This window comes from Enterobacter cloacae complex sp. P38RS, assembly GCF_014930775.1.
Lineage (GTDB): Bacteria > Pseudomonadota > Gammaproteobacteria > Enterobacterales > Enterobacteriaceae > Enterobacter > Enterobacter bugandensis.
The window spans coordinates 102592-118283 of record NZ_JADBRS010000020.1; the positions used below are offsets into that span (position 1 = coordinate 102592).

Consider the following 15692-nt stretch of genomic DNA (forward strand, 5'->3'; position numbering starts at 1 on the left):
GGGCGGCGCTAAAAACGCCTGCCCGGCATAAAGCATTACCCAGTGTTACGCATACCCGCCGCAACGCCCGCAATCGTCACCATCAGCGCCTGTTCAACGCGCGGATCCGGCTCTTTCCCTTCTTCTTCCGCCAGACGCGAACGGTGCAGCAGTTCAGCCTGTAAAACGTTCAGCGGGTCGGTGTAGATGTTACGCAGCTGGATTGACTCGGCGATCCACGGCAGGTCCGCCATCAGGTGCGAGTCGTTGGCGATGTCCAGCACCACTTTGATGTCGCCTTCCAGCAGTTCGCGCAGTTCTTTACCCAACGCCCACAGCTCTGGTTTCACCAGCCGCTGGTCGTAGTATTCCGCCAGCCACAGGTCGGCCTTCGAGAAGACCATCTCCAGCATGCCCAGACGGGTAGAGAAGAACGGCCAGTCGCGGCACATGGTTTCCAGTTCGTTCTGTTTGCCGTCTTCCACCACTTTTTGCAGCGCGGCACCGGCACCCAGCCAGGCGGGCAGCATCAGGCGGTTCTGCGTCCAGGCGAAGATCCATGGAATGGCGCGCAGGGATTCAACGCCACCGGTCGGGCGACGCTTGGCCGGACGCGAGCCCAGCGGCAGTTTACCCAGCTCCTGTTCAGGCGTGGCCGAGCGGAAGTAAGGGACAAAATCTTTGTTTTCACGCACGTAGCCGCGGTACAGGTCGCAGGAGATGTCTGACAGCTCGTCCATGATGCGACACCAAGATTCTTTTGGCTCCGGCGGCGGCAGCAGGTTCGCTTCCAGGATCGCGCTGGTATAGAGCGACAGGCTGCTGATGGTCACTTCCGGCAGGCCATACTTGAAGCGGATCATCTCGCCCTGCTCGGTCACGCGCAGGCCGCCTTTCAGGCTTCCCGGCGGTTGAGAGAGCAGCGCCGCGTGAGCAGGCGCGCCACCGCGTCCAATGGAGCCGCCGCGACCGTGGAACAGGGTCAGCTCAATACCGGCTTTCTCGCAGGTTTTGATCAGCGCATCCTGAGCCTGATACTGCGCCCAGGACGCCGCCATCACGCCCGCATCTTTCGCGGAGTCGGAATAGCCAATCATCACCATCTGCTTGCCCTGAATAAAGCCGCGATACCAGTCGATGTTCAGCAGCTGGGTCATGACGTCGTTGGCGTTGTTCAGGTCGTCGAGGGTCTCAAACAGTGGGGCGACTGGCAGGGCGTAGTCGATGCCCGCTTCTTTCAGCAGAAGATGAACGCCCAGCACGTCGGACGGGGTTTTCGCCATGGAGATCACATAGGCGGCCACCGATCCTTTCGGCGCATCGACGATCGCTTTACAGGTGTTGAGCACCTCGCGGGTGTCGTTGCTTGGCTCCCAGTTGCGCGGCAGCAGAGGGCGCTTGGAGTTCAGCTCGCGGATCAGGAACGCCTGCTTGTCGGCTTCGGACCAGCTTTCATAGTCGCCGATGCCGAGATAGCGGGTCAGCTCGCCCAGGGCTTCAGTATGGCGGGTACTTTCCTGACGGACGTCGATACGCACCAGCGGTACGCCGAAACACTTCACGCGGCGCAGGGTATCAAGCAGTTCGCCGTTGGCGATGATGCCCATGCCACAGGCCTGGAGTGATTTATAGCAGGCGTATAGCGGCTCCCAGAGCTGTTCGTTCTGGCTCAGCAGACCTTCCGGCTTCGGCAGGCGCTGGCCTTTAAGGCGCGCTTCCAGCCACGCCTGGGTGGCCATCAGCTGACCGCGCAGCTTTTTCATCAGGAAACGGTACGGCTCGCTGGCACCTTCTTCACCGGCCAGCGCGCGCAGTTCCGGCGTCGCTTCAACCATCGACAGCTCGGAGATCAGCACCTGAATATCCTTCAGGAACAGGTCGGTCGCTTTCCAGCGGCTCAGCAGCAGGACGTGACGGGTGATTTCCGCGGTCACGTTCGGGTTGCCGTCGCGGTCACCGCCCATCCAGGAGGTGAAGCGCACCGGCACAAAGTCTACCGGCAGGCGGTAGCCCAGGTTCGCTTCCAGCTGTTCGTTCAGCTCGCGCAGGTAGTTCGGTACCCCTTCCCACAGGCTGTTTTCCACCACCGCAAAGCCCCATTTGGCTTCGTCGACCGGGCTTGGGCGATGCTTACGAATTTCATCGGTATGCCAGGACTGGGCAATCAGCTGGCGCAGACGGCGCATCAACTGGTTGCGCTCGTAGTCGGCAATGTCTTTGTTATCCAGCTGCTTCAGGCAGCTGTTTACTTCCACCATCTTGTGGATCAGCGTACGACGGGTGATTTCGGTTGGGTGTGCGGTCAGCACCAGCTCCAGCGAAAGGGACTCCACCGCTTTTTTGATGGTGGCTTCGTTGAGGTCTGGCTGGTCTTTCAGTTTACGAAGGGTGCGGGCAATGACTTCCGGGTTGCTGGCCGCTTCGCCGTTTGGCGAAATGCTGTGGTATTGCTCAGCGGTGTTTGCCAGGTTCAGGAACTGGCTGAAGGCGCGGGCAACGGGCAGCAGCTCATCGTTAGAGAGGTTCTGCAAGGTGGTGAGCAGCTCCTGACGACTGGCCTCGTTACCGGCACGGGAAGATTTAGACAGCTTGCGGATGGTTTCAACGCGGTCGAGGATGTTCTCTCCCAGCGCGTCTTTGATGGTATCTCCAAGCACTTTGCCGAGCATGCTGACATTACTACGCAACGCGGAATATTGTTCGTTCATAAAAACCCAGTCACCCCATCATTTTTGTTTATGCCCAGGCGAAAATCTTCTGGACATTATTTTGTCATCTCCCTTTATAAAGCCACGTAAAACCCCCGTCGTCAATTGCTGCGAAAACGGTTCAGCAAACGAATAAATGCGGGCAATTTACGAAATTTAATTCGCATTGCGTCAGATAAGAGATGCTTATGGAAATGTGACGGTGATCATGCGATTTGTCGCCCTCACCCTAACCCTCTCCCACAGGGAGAGGGGACTTTTCGGTGCGGTTTTAATGCCAGCAGAAGTGATGCACAACCTGGGTAATCAGTTCGCGGGTGGGCTTGATGAAGCGGGTTTCCAGATATTCATCCGGCTGGTGGGCCTGATTAATGGAGCCAGGGCCGAGGACCAGCGTCGGGCAAAGCGTTTGAATAAACGGCGCTTCGGTGCAGTAGTTCACCACGTCGGTTTTCTCGCCGAGCAGTTTTTCCACCACCTGAACCAGCTGATGGTCTGGCGGGCATTCGTAGCCCGGGATTGGCGGATGCAGTTCGGAGACCGTCAGGCGTCCCGGCCAGCGCTCGCTCACCGGGGCCAGCGCTTCATTCAGCAGGCCATCCAGATCGCTCAGCGTCATGCCCGGCAGAGGACGGATATCCATATGCAGTTCGCAGCAGGCGCAGATGCGGTTGGACGCATCGCCGCCGTGCAGGCTACCGAGGTTCAGCGTCGGATACGGCACGGTGAATGCCTCGTAGTGATACCGCTCTTTCAAATCGTCGCGCAGGGTCATAATGCGGCCAATGGCGTCGTGCATCAGCTCAATGGCGTTCACGCCTCGCGCCGGATCGCTGGAGTGACCGGACTGGCCCAGCACGCGCACCGCGGTAGAAATATGGCCTTTGTGCGCGCGGATCGGCTGCAGAGAAGTCGGTTCACCGATGATCGCGCAGTCCGGACGAATCGACGTGTTTTCAGAGAAATAACGTGCGCCCGCCATGCTGGTCTCTTCATCGGCGGTTGCCAGAATGTAGAGCGGTTTTTTCAGCTTCGTCACGTCCACGTCACGCAGCGCGTCGAGGATAAAGGCGAAGAAGCCTTTCATGTCGGCGGTACCCAGACCGTAGAGCTTGTTGTCATGCTCGGTCAGGGTGAACGGATCGCGCGTCCAGCGGCCGTCGTCAAACGGTACGGTGTCGGTATGGCCGGCCAGCAGCAGGCCGCCCGCACCGGTTCCGGTGCTGGCGAGCAGGTTAAATTTGTGGCGTGTTCCGGGGACGGGCTGAACCTCAACGTTAAACCCAAGATCGCTAAACCAACCCGCCAGCAGATTGATTAAAGACTCATTGCTCTGATCCAGCGCTTCTTCGGTCGCACTGATGGACGGTGTGGCAATCAGGGCGCGGTAGATCTCGATAAATGGCGGTAAGTTCATTTTCATTGTTGACACACCTTAGGTCGTGATAGTATCAATATTCATGCAATAAATGTGAATAAAAATACATTAACGTTGAGCATAAAGGAACCCGATGTTGAATACGCTGATTGTAGGCGCTAGCGGTTATGCGGGCGCAGAGCTTGTAAGCTACGTAAATCGCCACCCTCATATGACCATAACCGCTTTGACCGTGTCAGCGCAAAGCAATGATGCAGGAAAGTTAATTTCCGATTTGCATCCGCAGCTTAAGGGCATTGTCGATCTGCCGCTGCAGCCGATGTCTGACATCAGCGAGTTTACCGACGGCGTCGACGTGGTGTTTTTAGCCACCGCGCACGAGGTCAGCCACGACCTGGCGCCGCAGTTCCTGGCGGCCGGCTGCGTGGTCTTTGACCTCTCCGGCGCGTTCCGCGTTAACGACGGCGCGTTCTACGAAAAATATTACGGCTTCACTCATCAGCATCCGGATCTGCTTGAAAAAGCGGTGTACGGCCTGGCGGAGTGGAGTGCGGATAAACTGAAAGAAGCGGACCTGATTGCCGTTCCGGGCTGCTACCCGACGGCGGCGCAGCTCTCCCTGAAGCCGCTGATCGACGCCGGTCTGCTGGATCTGAGCCAGTGGCCGGTGATCAACGCCACCAGCGGCGTGAGCGGTGCGGGGCGCAAGGCCGCTATCTCCAACAGCTTCTGCGAAGTGAGCCTTCAGCCGTATGGCGTGTTTAATCACCGCCATCATCCTGAAATCACCACCCATCTGGGCGCGGAGGTGATTTTTACCCCGCACCTGGGCAGCTTCCCGCGCGGGATCCTCGAAACCATCACCTGTCGCCTGAAGTCGGGCGTGACGAAAGACCAGGTGAGCGAGGCCTTCACGCAGGCGTATGCGGATAAACCGCTGGTGCGTCTGTACGACAAAGGCGTGCCGGCGCTCAAAAACGTGGTTGGCCTGCCGTTCTGCGATATCGGCTTTGCCGTACAGGGCGAGCATCTGATTGTGGTCGCCGCAGAAGATAACTTACTCAAAGGCGCTGCCGCACAGGCAATGCAGTGTGCAAATATTCGTTTCGGCTTCCCTGAAACGCAGGCTCTTATTTAAGGTGTGATGATGAACCCATTAATTATCAAACTCGGTGGTGTACTGCTGGACAGCGAAGAAGCGCTGGAGCGCCTGTTTACCGCGCTGGTGAACTATCGCGAATCGCACCAGCGTCCGCTGGTGATTGTGCACGGCGGCGGCTGCGTGGTGGATGAGCTGATGAAAGGGCTGAATCTGCCGGTGAAAAAGAAAAATGGCCTGCGCGTCACGCCTGCTGACCAGATTGACATCATTACCGGCGCGCTGGCGGGCACGGCGAACAAAACGCTGCTGGCATGGGCGAAGAAACACCATATTGCGTCCGTTGGCCTCTACCTGGGCGACGGTGATAGCGTAAAAGTGACCCAGCTCGATGAAGAGCTCGGCCATGTTGGACTGGCGCAGCCAGGTTCGCCTAAGCTGATTAACACCCTGCTGGAAGGCGGTTTCCTGCCGGTGGTGAGCTCTATCGGCGTGACCGAAGAGGGCGAGCTGATGAACGTTAACGCGGACCAGGCGGCAACCGCGCTGGCGGCCACGCTGGGCGCAGACCTGATCCTGCTCTCCGACGTGAGCGGCATTCTCGACGGTAAAGGCCAGCGCATAGCGGAAATGACCGCCGCCAAAGCCGAGCAGCTGATCGCTCAGGGCATTATTACCGACGGCATGATCGTCAAAGTGAACGCCGCGCTGGATGCAGCGCGCACGCTGGGCCGCCCGGTGGATATCGCCTCCTGGCGTCACGCGGAGCAGCTCCCGGCGCTGTTTAACGGCACGCCGATTGGCACGCGTATTTTAGCGTAAGTTTTTAGTGAATGACCGTAGGCCGGGTAAGCGAAGCGCCACCCGGCGGAACTAACGAATAAAGGAACGATGTTATGGCACTTTGGGGTGGGCGTTTTACACAGGCAGCGGATCAACGGTTCAAACAGTTCAACGACTCTTTGCGCTTCGACTACCGCCTGGCCGAACAGGATATTGTCGGCTCTGTGGCCTGGTCCAAAGCGCTGGTGACCGTTGGCGTACTGACCGCAGACGAACAGCAGCAGCTGGAAGAGGCGCTGAACAACCTGCTGGAAGAGGTGCGTCTGGATCCGCAGCAAATCCTGCAGAGCGATGCCGAAGATATTCACAGCTGGGTGGAAGGCAAGCTGATCGACAAAGTCGGCCAGCTGGGTAAAAAGCTGCACACCGGTCGTAGCCGTAACGACCAGGTCGCCACCGACCTGAAGCTGTGGTGTAAAGAGACCGTTGGCGAACTACTGGCGGCCAACCGTCAGCTTCAAAGTGCGCTGGTAGAGACCGCGCAGAACAATCAGGACGCGGTGATGCCGGGTTATACCCACCTGCAGCGCGCGCAGCCGGTGACCTTTGCGCACTGGTGTCTGGCCTACGTTGAGATGCTGGCGCGTGACGAAAGCCGTCTGCAGGATACCCTGAAGCGTCTGGACGTCAGCCCGCTGGGCAGCGGCGCGCTGGCCGGTACGGCGTATGAAATCGACCGCGAGCAGCTGGCAGGATGGCTGGGCTTTGCTTCCGCCACCCGCAACAGCCTGGACAGCGTATCTGACCGTGACCATGTGCTGGAGCTGCTCTCCAATGCCTCTATCGGGATGGTGCATCTTTCGCGCTTTGCCGAAGACCTGATCTTCTTTAACTCCGGCGAAGCGGGCTTCGTTGAGCTGTCCGACCGCGTGACCTCAGGCTCATCCCTGATGCCGCAGAAGAAAAACCCGGACGCGCTGGAGCTGATCCGCGGCAAGTGCGGTCGCGTGCAGGGCGCGCTGACCGGCATGATGATGACCCTGAAAGGGCTGCCGCTGGCGTATAACAAAGATATGCAGGAAGACAAGGAAGGGCTGTTCGACGCGCTCGACACCTGGCTGGACTGTCTGCACATGGGCGCGCTGGTGCTGGACGGCATTCAGGTGAAACGTCCGCGCTGCCAGGAAGCGGCGCAGCAGGGCTATGCCAACTCTACCGAACTGGCGGACTACCTTGTCGCGAAGGGCGTACCGTTCCGCGAGGCGCACCATATTGTTGGCGAAGCGGTGGTGGAAGCGATTCGTCAGGGTAAACCGCTGGAAGATCTGGCGCTTGCCGACCTGCAAAAATTCAGCGCGGCGATCGGGGAGGATGTGTACCCGATTCTGGCGCTGCAGTCCTGCCTGGATAAGCGTGCGGCGAAAGGCGGCGTGTCGCCGAAGCAGGTGGCGCAGGCGATTGCGGATGCGAAAAACCGCCTGATTTGATGCCTGAAACGTCGGGTGGCGGCTTCGCCTTACCCGACCTACAAAACCCCAGCCCAACCCTGAGTTGGGCTTTTTTACGCAAAAAAAAAGCGGACCACGGGGTCCGCAAAAGTTCACGTTGGCTTTAGTTGTTCGAGTTTTGAGAGAAACTCGCTGACGGTGCGGGGACGTCAAGGGTCAAACACGTGCCGCCTCGTCTATGTGGTGTATTATTCAACAGAATGCTTGATAGGGATAATCGTTCATTGCTATGCTATCTATCGCCATGAACTATCGTGGCGACGGAGGATGAATAATGAATATTCGTGATCTTGAATACCTGGTAGCGTTAGCCGAGCATCGTCACTTTCGCCGCGCGGCAGATTCCTGCCACGTCAGCCAGCCGACGCTGAGCGGGCAGATCCGCAAGCTGGAAGACGAGCTGGGCGTGATGCTGCTGGAGCGCACCAGCCGTAAGGTGCTGTTCACCCAGGCCGGTCTTCTGCTGGTGGATCAGGCGCGCACCGTGCTGCGCGAGGTCAAAGTGCTCAAGGAAATGGCAAGCCAGCAGGGAGAGGCCATGTCCGGCCCGCTGCATATTGGCCTGATCCCAACCGTTGGCCCGTACCTGTTACCGCACATCATTCCCATGCTGCACCAGACGTTCCCGAAACTCGAAATGTACCTGCACGAAGCGCAAACCCATCAGCTGCTGGCGCAGCTGGACAGCGGCAAGCTCGACTGCGCCATTCTGGCGCTGGTAAAAGAGAGCGAAGCGTTTATTGAAGTACCGCTGTTCGATGAGCCGATGATGCTGGCGATCTATGAAGATCACCCGTGGGCGAACCGCGATCGCGTGCCGATGGCCGATCTGGCCGGGGAAAAGCTGCTGATGCTGGAAGACGGTCACTGCCTGCGCGATCAGGCGATGGGTTTCTGCTTCGAAGCGGGCGCTGACGAAGATACCCACTTCCGCGCAACCAGTCTGGAAACGCTGCGTAATATGGTGGCGGCGGGAAGCGGTATTACGTTGCTGCCTGCGCTGGCCGTGCCGCGCGAGCGTAAGCGTGATGGCGTGGTGTACCTGCCGTGCATTAAGCCGGAGCCGCGTCGCACCATTGGCCTGGTGTATCGCCCAGGGTCACCGCTGCGCAGCCGCTATGAGCAGCTGGCAGAGGCCATCCGCGGTGCGATGGATGGCCATTTCGACAGCGCGTTAAAACAGGCGGTTTAAGCCGTTCAGCGCGGCTACCCGATAGGCTTCTGCCATGGTCGGGTAGTTAAAGGTGGTGTTAACGAAGTACTCAATGGTGTTACCACCGCCTTTCTGCTCCATGATTGCCTGGCCGATATGAATGATTTCCGCCGCGCGTTCACCAAAGCAGTGAATCCCGAGGATCTCTTTCGTCTCGCGATGGAACAGAATTTTCAGCGTTCCCACGCTCATCCCCACGATCTGCGCCCGCGCCAGATGTTTAAACTGCGCGCGACCTACCTCGTAAGGCACCTTCATTGACGTCAGCTGCTGCTCGGTTTTCCCGACAGAACTGATTTCCGGAATGGTGTAGATCCCCGTCGGGATATCTTCGATCAGATGCGCCGTCGCTTCGCCTTTCACCAGCGCCTGAGCGGCAATGCGGCCCTGATCGTAAGCGGCGGAGGCCAGGCTCGGGTAGCCAATTACGTCGCCCACCGCGTATACGTGCGGCAGCGCGGTCTGATACATGCTGTTGACCTTCAACTGACCGCGGCTGTCTGTTTCAAGCCCGATATTTTCCAGCCGCAGTGAATCGGTATTGCCGGTACGGCCGTTGGCGTACAGCAGGCAGTCGGCTTTCAGCTTCTTACCGGACTTCAGGTGCATGATCACACCATCATCGCAGCCTTCTATTTTCTCGTACTCTTCGTTGTGGCGAATCACCACGCCGCTGTTCCAGAAGTGGTAGGAGAGAGAGTCTGACATTTCCTGATCGAGGAACGCCAGCAGGCGATCGCGGGTGTTAATGAGGTCAACTTTGACATCCATTCCGCGGAAGATCGACGCGTATTCGCAGCCGATGACCCCTGCGCCATAGATAATGACGTGGCGGGGTTCATGGTGCAGGCTCAGAATGGAGTCGCTGTCGTAGACGCGCGGGTGTGAGAAGTCGACGTCGGCCGGATGGTAAGGGCGTGAACCGCAGGCAATCACAAATTTTTCAGCGGTGATCGTCTCAATCGAACCGTCGTGGCATTCGAGTGCCAGGGTGTGTTCATCCACAAAATGCGCGTTGCCCTGCAGGATTTCACAATGGTTACGCTCATAAAAGCCCTGACGCATGCGCGTCTGCTGGTTAATGACGGTATCCGCGTGATTCAGGATGTCGGCAAAGGAGGAACGAAGAAGTCGGGAGTGGTCGCTGTAAAGAGGGTTCTGGTTAAATTCGATAATGCGGCTAACGGCGTGGCGGAGGGCTTTCGATGGGATGGTGCCCCAGTGGGTGCAACCGCCGCCGACATTATGGTAGCGCTCGATGACCGCTACTCTGGCTCCCTGTTTCACCAGACCCATAGCAGCACCTTCGCCGCCGGGGCCGGAACCAATAACTATTGCGTCGTAATCGTAGGAATGTGGCATGGCAAGGCTTACCTGTTCTTATACATAAAAGCAACAGAATCATAACATCATTGCCAGGGTAACCCAATTATCGTTGTGCTTTTTTCCGGCAGTGGAGCACAAACCGCACGTAAACAATCATTCACAAAGCTGAGCAAACAGATTAATTTTATTCTCTGGTATAGTGCCATCAGGCCTTTGGAAGGATTCAACTATCGTGATGGGCGTAAGAGCACAACAAAAAGAGAAAACCCGGCGTTCGCTGGTGGAAGCCGCATTCAGTCAACTGAGTGCTGAGCGGAGTTTTGCCAGTTTGAGCCTGCGCGAAGTCGCACGCGAGGCCGGGATTGCGCCAACGTCCTTCTATCGTCACTTCCGTGATGTGGATGAACTGGGCCTGACCATGGTCGACGAGAGCGGTTTGATGCTGCGCCAGCTGATGCGCCAGGCGCGTCAGCGTATCGCCAAAGGCGGCAGCGTGATCCGCACCTCCGTGTCGACGTTTATGGAATTTATCGGCAATAACCCCAACGCGTTTCGTCTGCTTCTGCGCGAGCGTTCGGGCACATCGGCAGCGTTTCGTGCCGCCGTCGCGCGGGAAATTCAGCACTTCATCGCGGAACTTGCCGACTATCTTGAACTCGAAAACCATATGCCGCGTGCCTTTACTGAAGCACAGGCCGAGGCGATGGTGACGATTGTGTTCAGCGCGGGTGCCGAAGCGCTGGACGTCAGCATTGAACAACGCAAGCAGCTTGAAGAGCGACTGGTATTGCAGCTCAGGATGATCTCCAAAGGCGCGTACTACTGGTATCGCCGTGAACAAGAGAAACTGGCACATCAAACCGAAGAGTGAAGGTGAGTAATGAAACAGTCAGGTCAGGATAAAGGGACGCTGTTGCTGGCATTGATCGCTGGCTTATCCATTAATGGCACGTTTGCCGCTATTTTTAGCTCCATCGTGCCATTTTCGATTTTCCCGCTTATTGCGCTGGTGCTGACGGTCTACTGCCTGCATCAGCGTTACCTGAACCGTACGATGCCGGTCGGGTTACCGGGGCTGGCCGCTGCCTGTTTTATTCTGGGCGTATTGCTGTATAGCACCGTGGTGCGCGCGGAGTATCCGGATATCGGCTCTAACTTCTTCCCTGCGGTACTGTCCGTGGCGCTGGTGTTCTGGATTGGCTCGCGCATGCGTAGCCGCAAGAGCCAACTGCCAGAGTAATGAGGTCTGAGTAGGGCAGGTAAGCGAAGCGCCACCTGCCAAAAACGCCGGCTAGTTACTTCGCCGTGAGCAGTACACCGCACTCCATATGGTGTGTATACGGGAACTGATCGAACAGCGCCAGACGTTCAACCTTGTGCGTCTGGCTTAATGTTTCCAGATTCTTGCACAGCGTCTCCGGGTTACAGGAGATGTACAAAATACGCGGATACGCCTGCACCATCTTCTCGGTTTCGCTGTCCAGGCCACTGCGCGGCGGGTCGACAAAAATCGTCTCACACTGGTAGCTCTTCAAATCGATCCCTTCCAGGCGGTTAAACTGGCGTACACCGTTCATGGCCTGGGTGAACTCTTCTGCCGCCATGCGAATGATCTGCACGTTATCGATATGGTTAGCGGCGATGTTGTACTGCGCGGCCGCTACCGACGGCTTGGCGATTTCCGTTGCCAGCACGCGTTCGAAGTTACGCGCCAGCGCCAGCGAGAAGTTGCCGTTACCGCAGTACAGCTCAAGCAGATCGCCCTTAGACCCTTCCGTCGCCTTCAGCGCCCACTCCAGCATCTGCACGTTCATCGCGGCATTCGGCTGGGTGAAGCTGTTTTCCACCTGACGGTAAACCATCTCTTTACCTGCCACCGGCAGACGCTCGTCGACGTAATCCTGATCCAGCATGATTTTGGTTTTGGTCGCGCGGCCAATCAGGTGCACGTTGATGTTCTGCGCACGCAGCGTATCGCGCAGGGCTTCGGCCTGCTCGCGCCATTCGTCGGTCAGCGCTTTGTGGTACAGCAGAGAGACAATCGCCTGATTGCTTTGCGTGGTCAGATAGTCAATCTGGAACAGCTTGTGGCGCAGCACCGGATTGTTGCGCACGCCTTCAATGATCAGCGTCATCAGCTGGTTGATAAGCTCGCTCGCTGCCGGGAAGCTGTCCACGCGAATGCGTGATTTGGTCTGCTGATCGAAAATGATGTGGTACAGGTCGTCGCCGTCATGCCAGATGCGGAACTCGGCGCGCATGCGGTAGTGGCTGACAGGGGAGCGGAACACCTCGGGAACGGGCGCGTTGAAAGGCGTCATCATACTTTGCAGACGGACAACTTTCTCGGCCAGCTGCGCGTCGTACTGTTCTGTCGGGAGGTGTTCTGGGGTCATGATGCGTCCTGAGTGATAAAGAATTACGCGGGGATTGTAGGGATTGTTCAGGGGATGTCCAGATTTAATGGCCAATAGCTGTCTGGACATCTATACGTGTCTAATTGTAGCATTCTGTTTCCGGTCTCCTGAGAGTGAAAAGGGAATCCAGTGAAAATCTGGAGCTGACGCGCAGCGGTAAAGACTGGCGGGATGAGAGCTGTAGACACTGTGAAAATGGGAAGTCTTCATCCGTATAACGCCACCTAGCCCGAAGACCTGCCGGGATCACGTCGCATTTGGTTTCATCATCGCGTGCTATAGATGAGGCCTGCGGCATCCTTCTTATATTGTGGATGCTTTAACAATGATTAAAAAAGTATCGCTGTTGACGGCGCTGTCCGTCACGGCATTTTCGGGCTGGGCGCAGGATAGCGCTGACTCGTTGGTGGTGACGGCAAATCGTTTTGAACAACCTGAAAAAACTATTCTGGCAGCAACGTCGGTGGTTACGCGTGCCGATATTGACCGCTGGCAGTCAACCTCGGTGCTGGACGTTATGCGTCGCCTGCCCGGCGTGGACACGGCGCAAAATGGCGGGATGGGGCAACTCTCTTCTCTCTTTATCCGTGGTACCAACTCCAGCCACGTCCTGATTCTCGTTGACGGCATCCGCCTTAACCAGGCGGGCGTCACGGGGTCGTCCGATCTCAGCCAGTTCCCGATCTCCCTGGTGCAGCGTATCGAATATGTGCGTGGACCGCGTTCGGCGGTATACGGCTCGGATGCGATTGGCGGTGTAGTCAACATTATTACCACCCGCGCGAAGGACGGTACGACGCTGAATGCCGGCGTAGGGTCGCACGGTTACCAGAATTATGGCGGCAGTACCCAGCAAACGCTGGGCGACAGCACGCGCGTCACGCTGGCGGGGGATTACACCTATACCAAAGGTTTCGATGTGGTTGCGGACGGCAACAATGGTGGCCTTGCCCAGACCGATCGCGACGGCTTTATGAATAAAACGCTCTACGGCGCACTGGAGCACGCATTCTCAGACCAGTGGAGCGGATTTGTTCGCGGCTTTGGCTACAGCAACCGTACGGCCTATGACGGTTACTACAGCTCATTTACCCCTGACGTTCTGGTCGATACCCGCCAGCTCTATAGCCAAACCTGGGACGCAGGACTACGCTTCAACGAGGATATATTCCATTCACAGCTGCTCACCAGCTATAGCCACAGCAAAGACTATAACTACGACCCTAATTTGGGCCGTTACGATTCGACGGCCACGCTGGATGAAATCAAACAGTACAACGTTCAGTGGCTCAACTCCGTTGATGTGGGGCACGGGAACATTGGTGCGGGCGTTGACTGGCAGAAGCAGAGCACCGAGCCGGGTACAAACTACGTGACCAACGGCTACGACCTGCGTAACACCGGCGTCTACCTGACCGGGCTGCAGCAGCTGGGCGATTTCACTCTGGAAGGGGCGGTTCGCAGCGATGACAACTCTCAGTTTGGTCGCCATGGCACCTGGCAAAGCAGTGCAGCGTGGGAGTTCGTGGACGGTTACCGCTTCATTGCTTCTTATGGTACGGCCTATAAGGCCCCGAATCTGGGTCAACTCTATGGCTTCTATGGCAATGACCATCTTGATCCAGAAGAGAGCAAGCAATGGGAAGGGGCGTTTGAAGGCCTGACGGCAGGCGTGAGCTGGCGCGTGTCTGGCTATCGTAATGACGTTGATAATCTCATCGACTTCAATAATAACCTTCAGGAATATTACAACGTCGGCAAAGCACGCATTAAGGGTGTGGAAGCGACGGCGTCGTTTGATACAGGTCCGTTGACGCATACCGTTGGCTACGACTATGTGGATGCCCGCAATGCGGCGACCAACGAACTTCTGGACCGTCGTGCTAAGCAGCAGGTGAAATATCAACTCGATACGCAGATCTATGATTTCGACTGGAGCCTGACGTATCACTATCTCGGCACGCGTTACGACACTGATTTTGGTTCTTATCCGTCAGAAAAAGTGAAAATGGGCGGTGTGAGCCTGTGGGATGTCGCAGTTTCATATCCGGTCACCTCACACCTCACAGTTCGTGGTAAAATAGCCAACCTGTTCGATAAAGATTACGAGACAGTTTATGGCTACCAAACTGCAGGACGGGAATACACCTTGTCTGGCAGCTACACCTTCTAATCCGCGCCCTACCGTGCTGGTGTTTGATTCCGGCGTCGGTGGGCTTTCGGTCTACGATGAGATTCGGCATCTCCTGCCGGATCTCCATTACATCTACGCCTTCGATAACGTCGCTTTTCCGTATGGGGAAAAGAGTGAGGACTTTATCGTTGAGCGCGTGGTTGAAATCGTCACCGCGGTACAAAAGCGCTATCCCCTTGCGCTGGCGGTCATTGCCTGTAATACGGCGAGCACCGTTTCTCTTCCCGCCCTGCGTGAAAAATTCCAGTTCCCGGTTGTGGGCGTTGTTCCTGCCATAAAGCCTGCCGCGCGCCTGACGGCGAACGGTATCGTGGGCTTGCTGGCTACGCGTGGCACGGTGAAGCGTCCTTATACCCGCGAGCTGATCGACCGTTTTGCTAACGAATGCCAGATTGCAATGCTTGGCTCCGCAGAGCTGGTGGAGATGGCGGAAGCGAAACTGCACGGCGAGATGGTATCGCTCGAAGAGCTGCGTCGTATTCTTCGTCCGTGGCTGCGGATGCCCGAACCACCGGATACGGTTGTGCTGGGCTGCACCCACTTCCCTCTCTTGCAGGAAGAGCTATTAGAAGTGCTTCCGGAGGGGACGCGGCTGGTGGATTCTGGTGCGGCGATCGCCCGTCGTACGGCCTGGCTGCTGGAGCATGAAGCGCCGGATGCGAAATCTACCGATGCAAATATCGCATTTTGCATGGCTATCACAAAAGAGACTGAGCAACTTTTACCCGTTTTACGCCGTTATGGCTTTGAAACGCTCGAAAAACTGGCGCTGTAGCACGGTTTTGAGCAAAAAAGAGACGGTTGAAAGTTTTTTTTAAAAGAGGGGTTGTCAACGTCTGAGAACTCCCTATAATGCGCCTCCACTGACACGGAACAACGGCTTACAGGCCGCCGGGTTAGCGGGGTTCAGAGATGAACGCCAACAGAGAAAAGTGAAAATAATCGCTTGACTCTGAATGAGGAAAACGTAATATACGGGACCTCGCAACGGTGAGCTGAAAGCCGCGTTGCAACTGCTCTTTAACAATTTATCAGACAATCTGTGTGGGCACTCAAAGTGACATGGATTCTTAACGTCCTCGGACGA

12 protein-coding genes and 1 riboswitch are annotated in these 15692 nt (G+C 56.9%); of the genes, 8 read left to right on the top strand and 4 right to left on the bottom strand.

All coding sequences use genetic code 11. The annotated features are described in order from the left end of the window. Positions 1-35 precede the first annotated feature (35 nt). Both ppc and argE read right to left on the bottom strand, forming a co-directional pair. A complete protein-coding gene (ppc, locus tag IM303_RS20210; RefSeq protein WP_049138076.1) occupies positions 36-2687 on the bottom strand; it encodes a phosphoenolpyruvate carboxylase in 2652 nt (883 codons plus the stop codon). 271 nt (positions 2688-2958) lie between these two features. Beyond that, positions 2959-4110: an acetylornithine deacetylase gene (gene argE / locus IM303_RS20215; RefSeq protein ID WP_028014830.1), complete on the bottom strand. Its 1152-nt coding sequence runs from the start codon at positions 4108-4110 to the stop codon at positions 2959-2961. Positions 4111-4198: 88 nt separating this feature from the next. Between argE and argC the strand changes: the two genes are divergently transcribed. The 4 genes from argC to oxyR all read left to right on the top strand — a co-directional run bounded on the left by argC (position 4199) and on the right by oxyR (position 8647). Continuing rightward, a complete protein-coding gene (gene argC, locus IM303_RS20220; protein WP_192972076.1) occupies positions 4199-5203 on the top strand; it encodes an N-acetyl-gamma-glutamyl-phosphate reductase in 1005 nt (334 codons plus the stop codon). A gap of 6 nt (positions 5204-5209) precedes the next feature. Further along, on the top strand, positions 5210-5986 hold the full coding sequence (argB, locus tag IM303_RS20225) for an acetylglutamate kinase (protein ID WP_098946274.1): 777 nt from the start codon (positions 5210-5212) through the stop codon (positions 5984-5986). A 74-nt stretch (positions 5987-6060) separates the two neighbouring features. After that, positions 6061-7434 carry an argininosuccinate lyase gene (gene argH, locus IM303_RS20230; protein ID WP_045260261.1) on the top strand — a complete coding sequence of 458 codons (1374 nt, stop codon included), beginning with the start codon at positions 6061-6063 and terminating at the stop codon, positions 7432-7434. 295 nt (positions 7435-7729) lie between these two features. Further along, complete coding sequence (oxyR, locus tag IM303_RS20235) at positions 7730-8647, top strand: DNA-binding transcriptional regulator OxyR (RefSeq protein WP_025758848.1); 918 nt, start codon at positions 7730-7732, stop codon at positions 8645-8647. Here oxyR and sthA read toward each other — a convergent pair. Further along, on the bottom strand, positions 8630-10030 hold the full coding sequence (gene sthA / locus IM303_RS20240; protein ID WP_045260262.1) for a Si-specific NAD(P)(+) transhydrogenase: 1401 nt from the start codon (positions 10028-10030) through the stop codon (positions 8630-8632). The two genes, oxyR and sthA, sit on opposite strands and share 18 nt — an antisense overlap. Before the next feature lie 196 nt (positions 10031-10226). Between sthA and fabR the strand changes: the two genes are divergently transcribed. Next, positions 10227-10865: an HTH-type transcriptional repressor FabR gene (fabR, locus tag IM303_RS20245; RefSeq protein WP_008501784.1), complete on the top strand. Its 639-nt coding sequence runs from the start codon at positions 10227-10229 to the stop codon at positions 10863-10865. Between the two features lie 9 nt (positions 10866-10874). Beyond that, positions 10875-11234, top strand: coding sequence for a YijD family membrane protein (locus IM303_RS20250; protein ID WP_008501783.1), 360 nt, complete (start codon positions 10875-10877; stop codon positions 11232-11234). Positions 11235-11289: 55 nt separating this feature from the next. On the opposite strand, the gene trmA is transcribed toward IM303_RS20250, so the two are convergent. Beyond that, complete coding sequence (gene trmA / locus IM303_RS20255) at positions 11290-12390, bottom strand: tRNA (uridine(54)-C5)-methyltransferase TrmA (protein WP_048998209.1); 1101 nt, start codon at positions 12388-12390, stop codon at positions 11290-11292. 104 nt (positions 12391-12494) lie between these two features. Continuing rightward, positions 12495-12671, top strand: a riboswitch (cobalamin riboswitch). Between the two features lie 65 nt (positions 12672-12736). Between trmA and btuB the strand changes: the two genes are divergently transcribed. Beyond that, positions 12737-14584, top strand: a complete 1848-nt coding sequence (gene btuB / locus IM303_RS20260; protein WP_048998208.1) for a TonB-dependent vitamin B12 receptor BtuB — start codon at positions 12737-12739, stop codon at positions 14582-14584. Next, positions 14529-15380, top strand: coding sequence for a glutamate racemase (murI, locus tag IM303_RS20265; RefSeq protein WP_048998207.1), 852 nt, complete (start codon positions 14529-14531; stop codon positions 15378-15380). The genes btuB and murI overlap by 56 nt, the downstream gene beginning before the upstream one ends. Positions 15381-15692 lie beyond the last annotated feature (312 nt).

Bases quoted from the DNA above. Each gene is read 5' to 3' on its own strand.
- ppc (WP_049138076.1), bottom strand. From the start codon at position 2,687: ATGAACGAACAATATTCCGCGTTGCGTAGTAATGTCAGCATGCTCGGC.
- argE (WP_028014830.1), bottom strand. From the start codon at position 4,110: ATGAAAATGAACTTACCGCCATTTATCGAGATCTACCGCGCCCTGATT.
- argC (WP_192972076.1), top strand. From the start codon at position 4,199: ATGTTGAATACGCTGATTGTAGGCGCTAGCGGTTATGCGGGCGCAGAG.
- argB (WP_098946274.1), top strand. From the start codon at position 5,210: ATGATGAACCCATTAATTATCAAACTCGGTGGTGTACTGCTGGACAGC.
- argH (WP_045260261.1), top strand. From the start codon at position 6,061: ATGGCACTTTGGGGTGGGCGTTTTACACAGGCAGCGGATCAACGGTTC.
- oxyR (WP_025758848.1), top strand. From the start codon at position 7,730: ATGAATATTCGTGATCTTGAATACCTGGTAGCGTTAGCCGAGCATCGT.
- sthA (WP_045260262.1), bottom strand. From the start codon at position 10,030: ATGCCACATTCCTACGATTACGACGCAATAGTTATTGGTTCCGGCCCC.
- IM303_RS20250 (WP_008501783.1), top strand. From the start codon at position 10,875: ATGAAACAGTCAGGTCAGGATAAAGGGACGCTGTTGCTGGCATTGATC.
- trmA (WP_048998209.1), bottom strand. From the start codon at position 12,390: ATGACCCCAGAACACCTCCCGACAGAACAGTACGACGCGCAGCTGGCC.
- btuB (WP_048998208.1), top strand. From the start codon at position 12,737: ATGATTAAAAAAGTATCGCTGTTGACGGCGCTGTCCGTCACGGCATTT.
- murI (WP_048998207.1), top strand. From the start codon at position 14,529: ATGGCTACCAAACTGCAGGACGGGAATACACCTTGTCTGGCAGCTACA.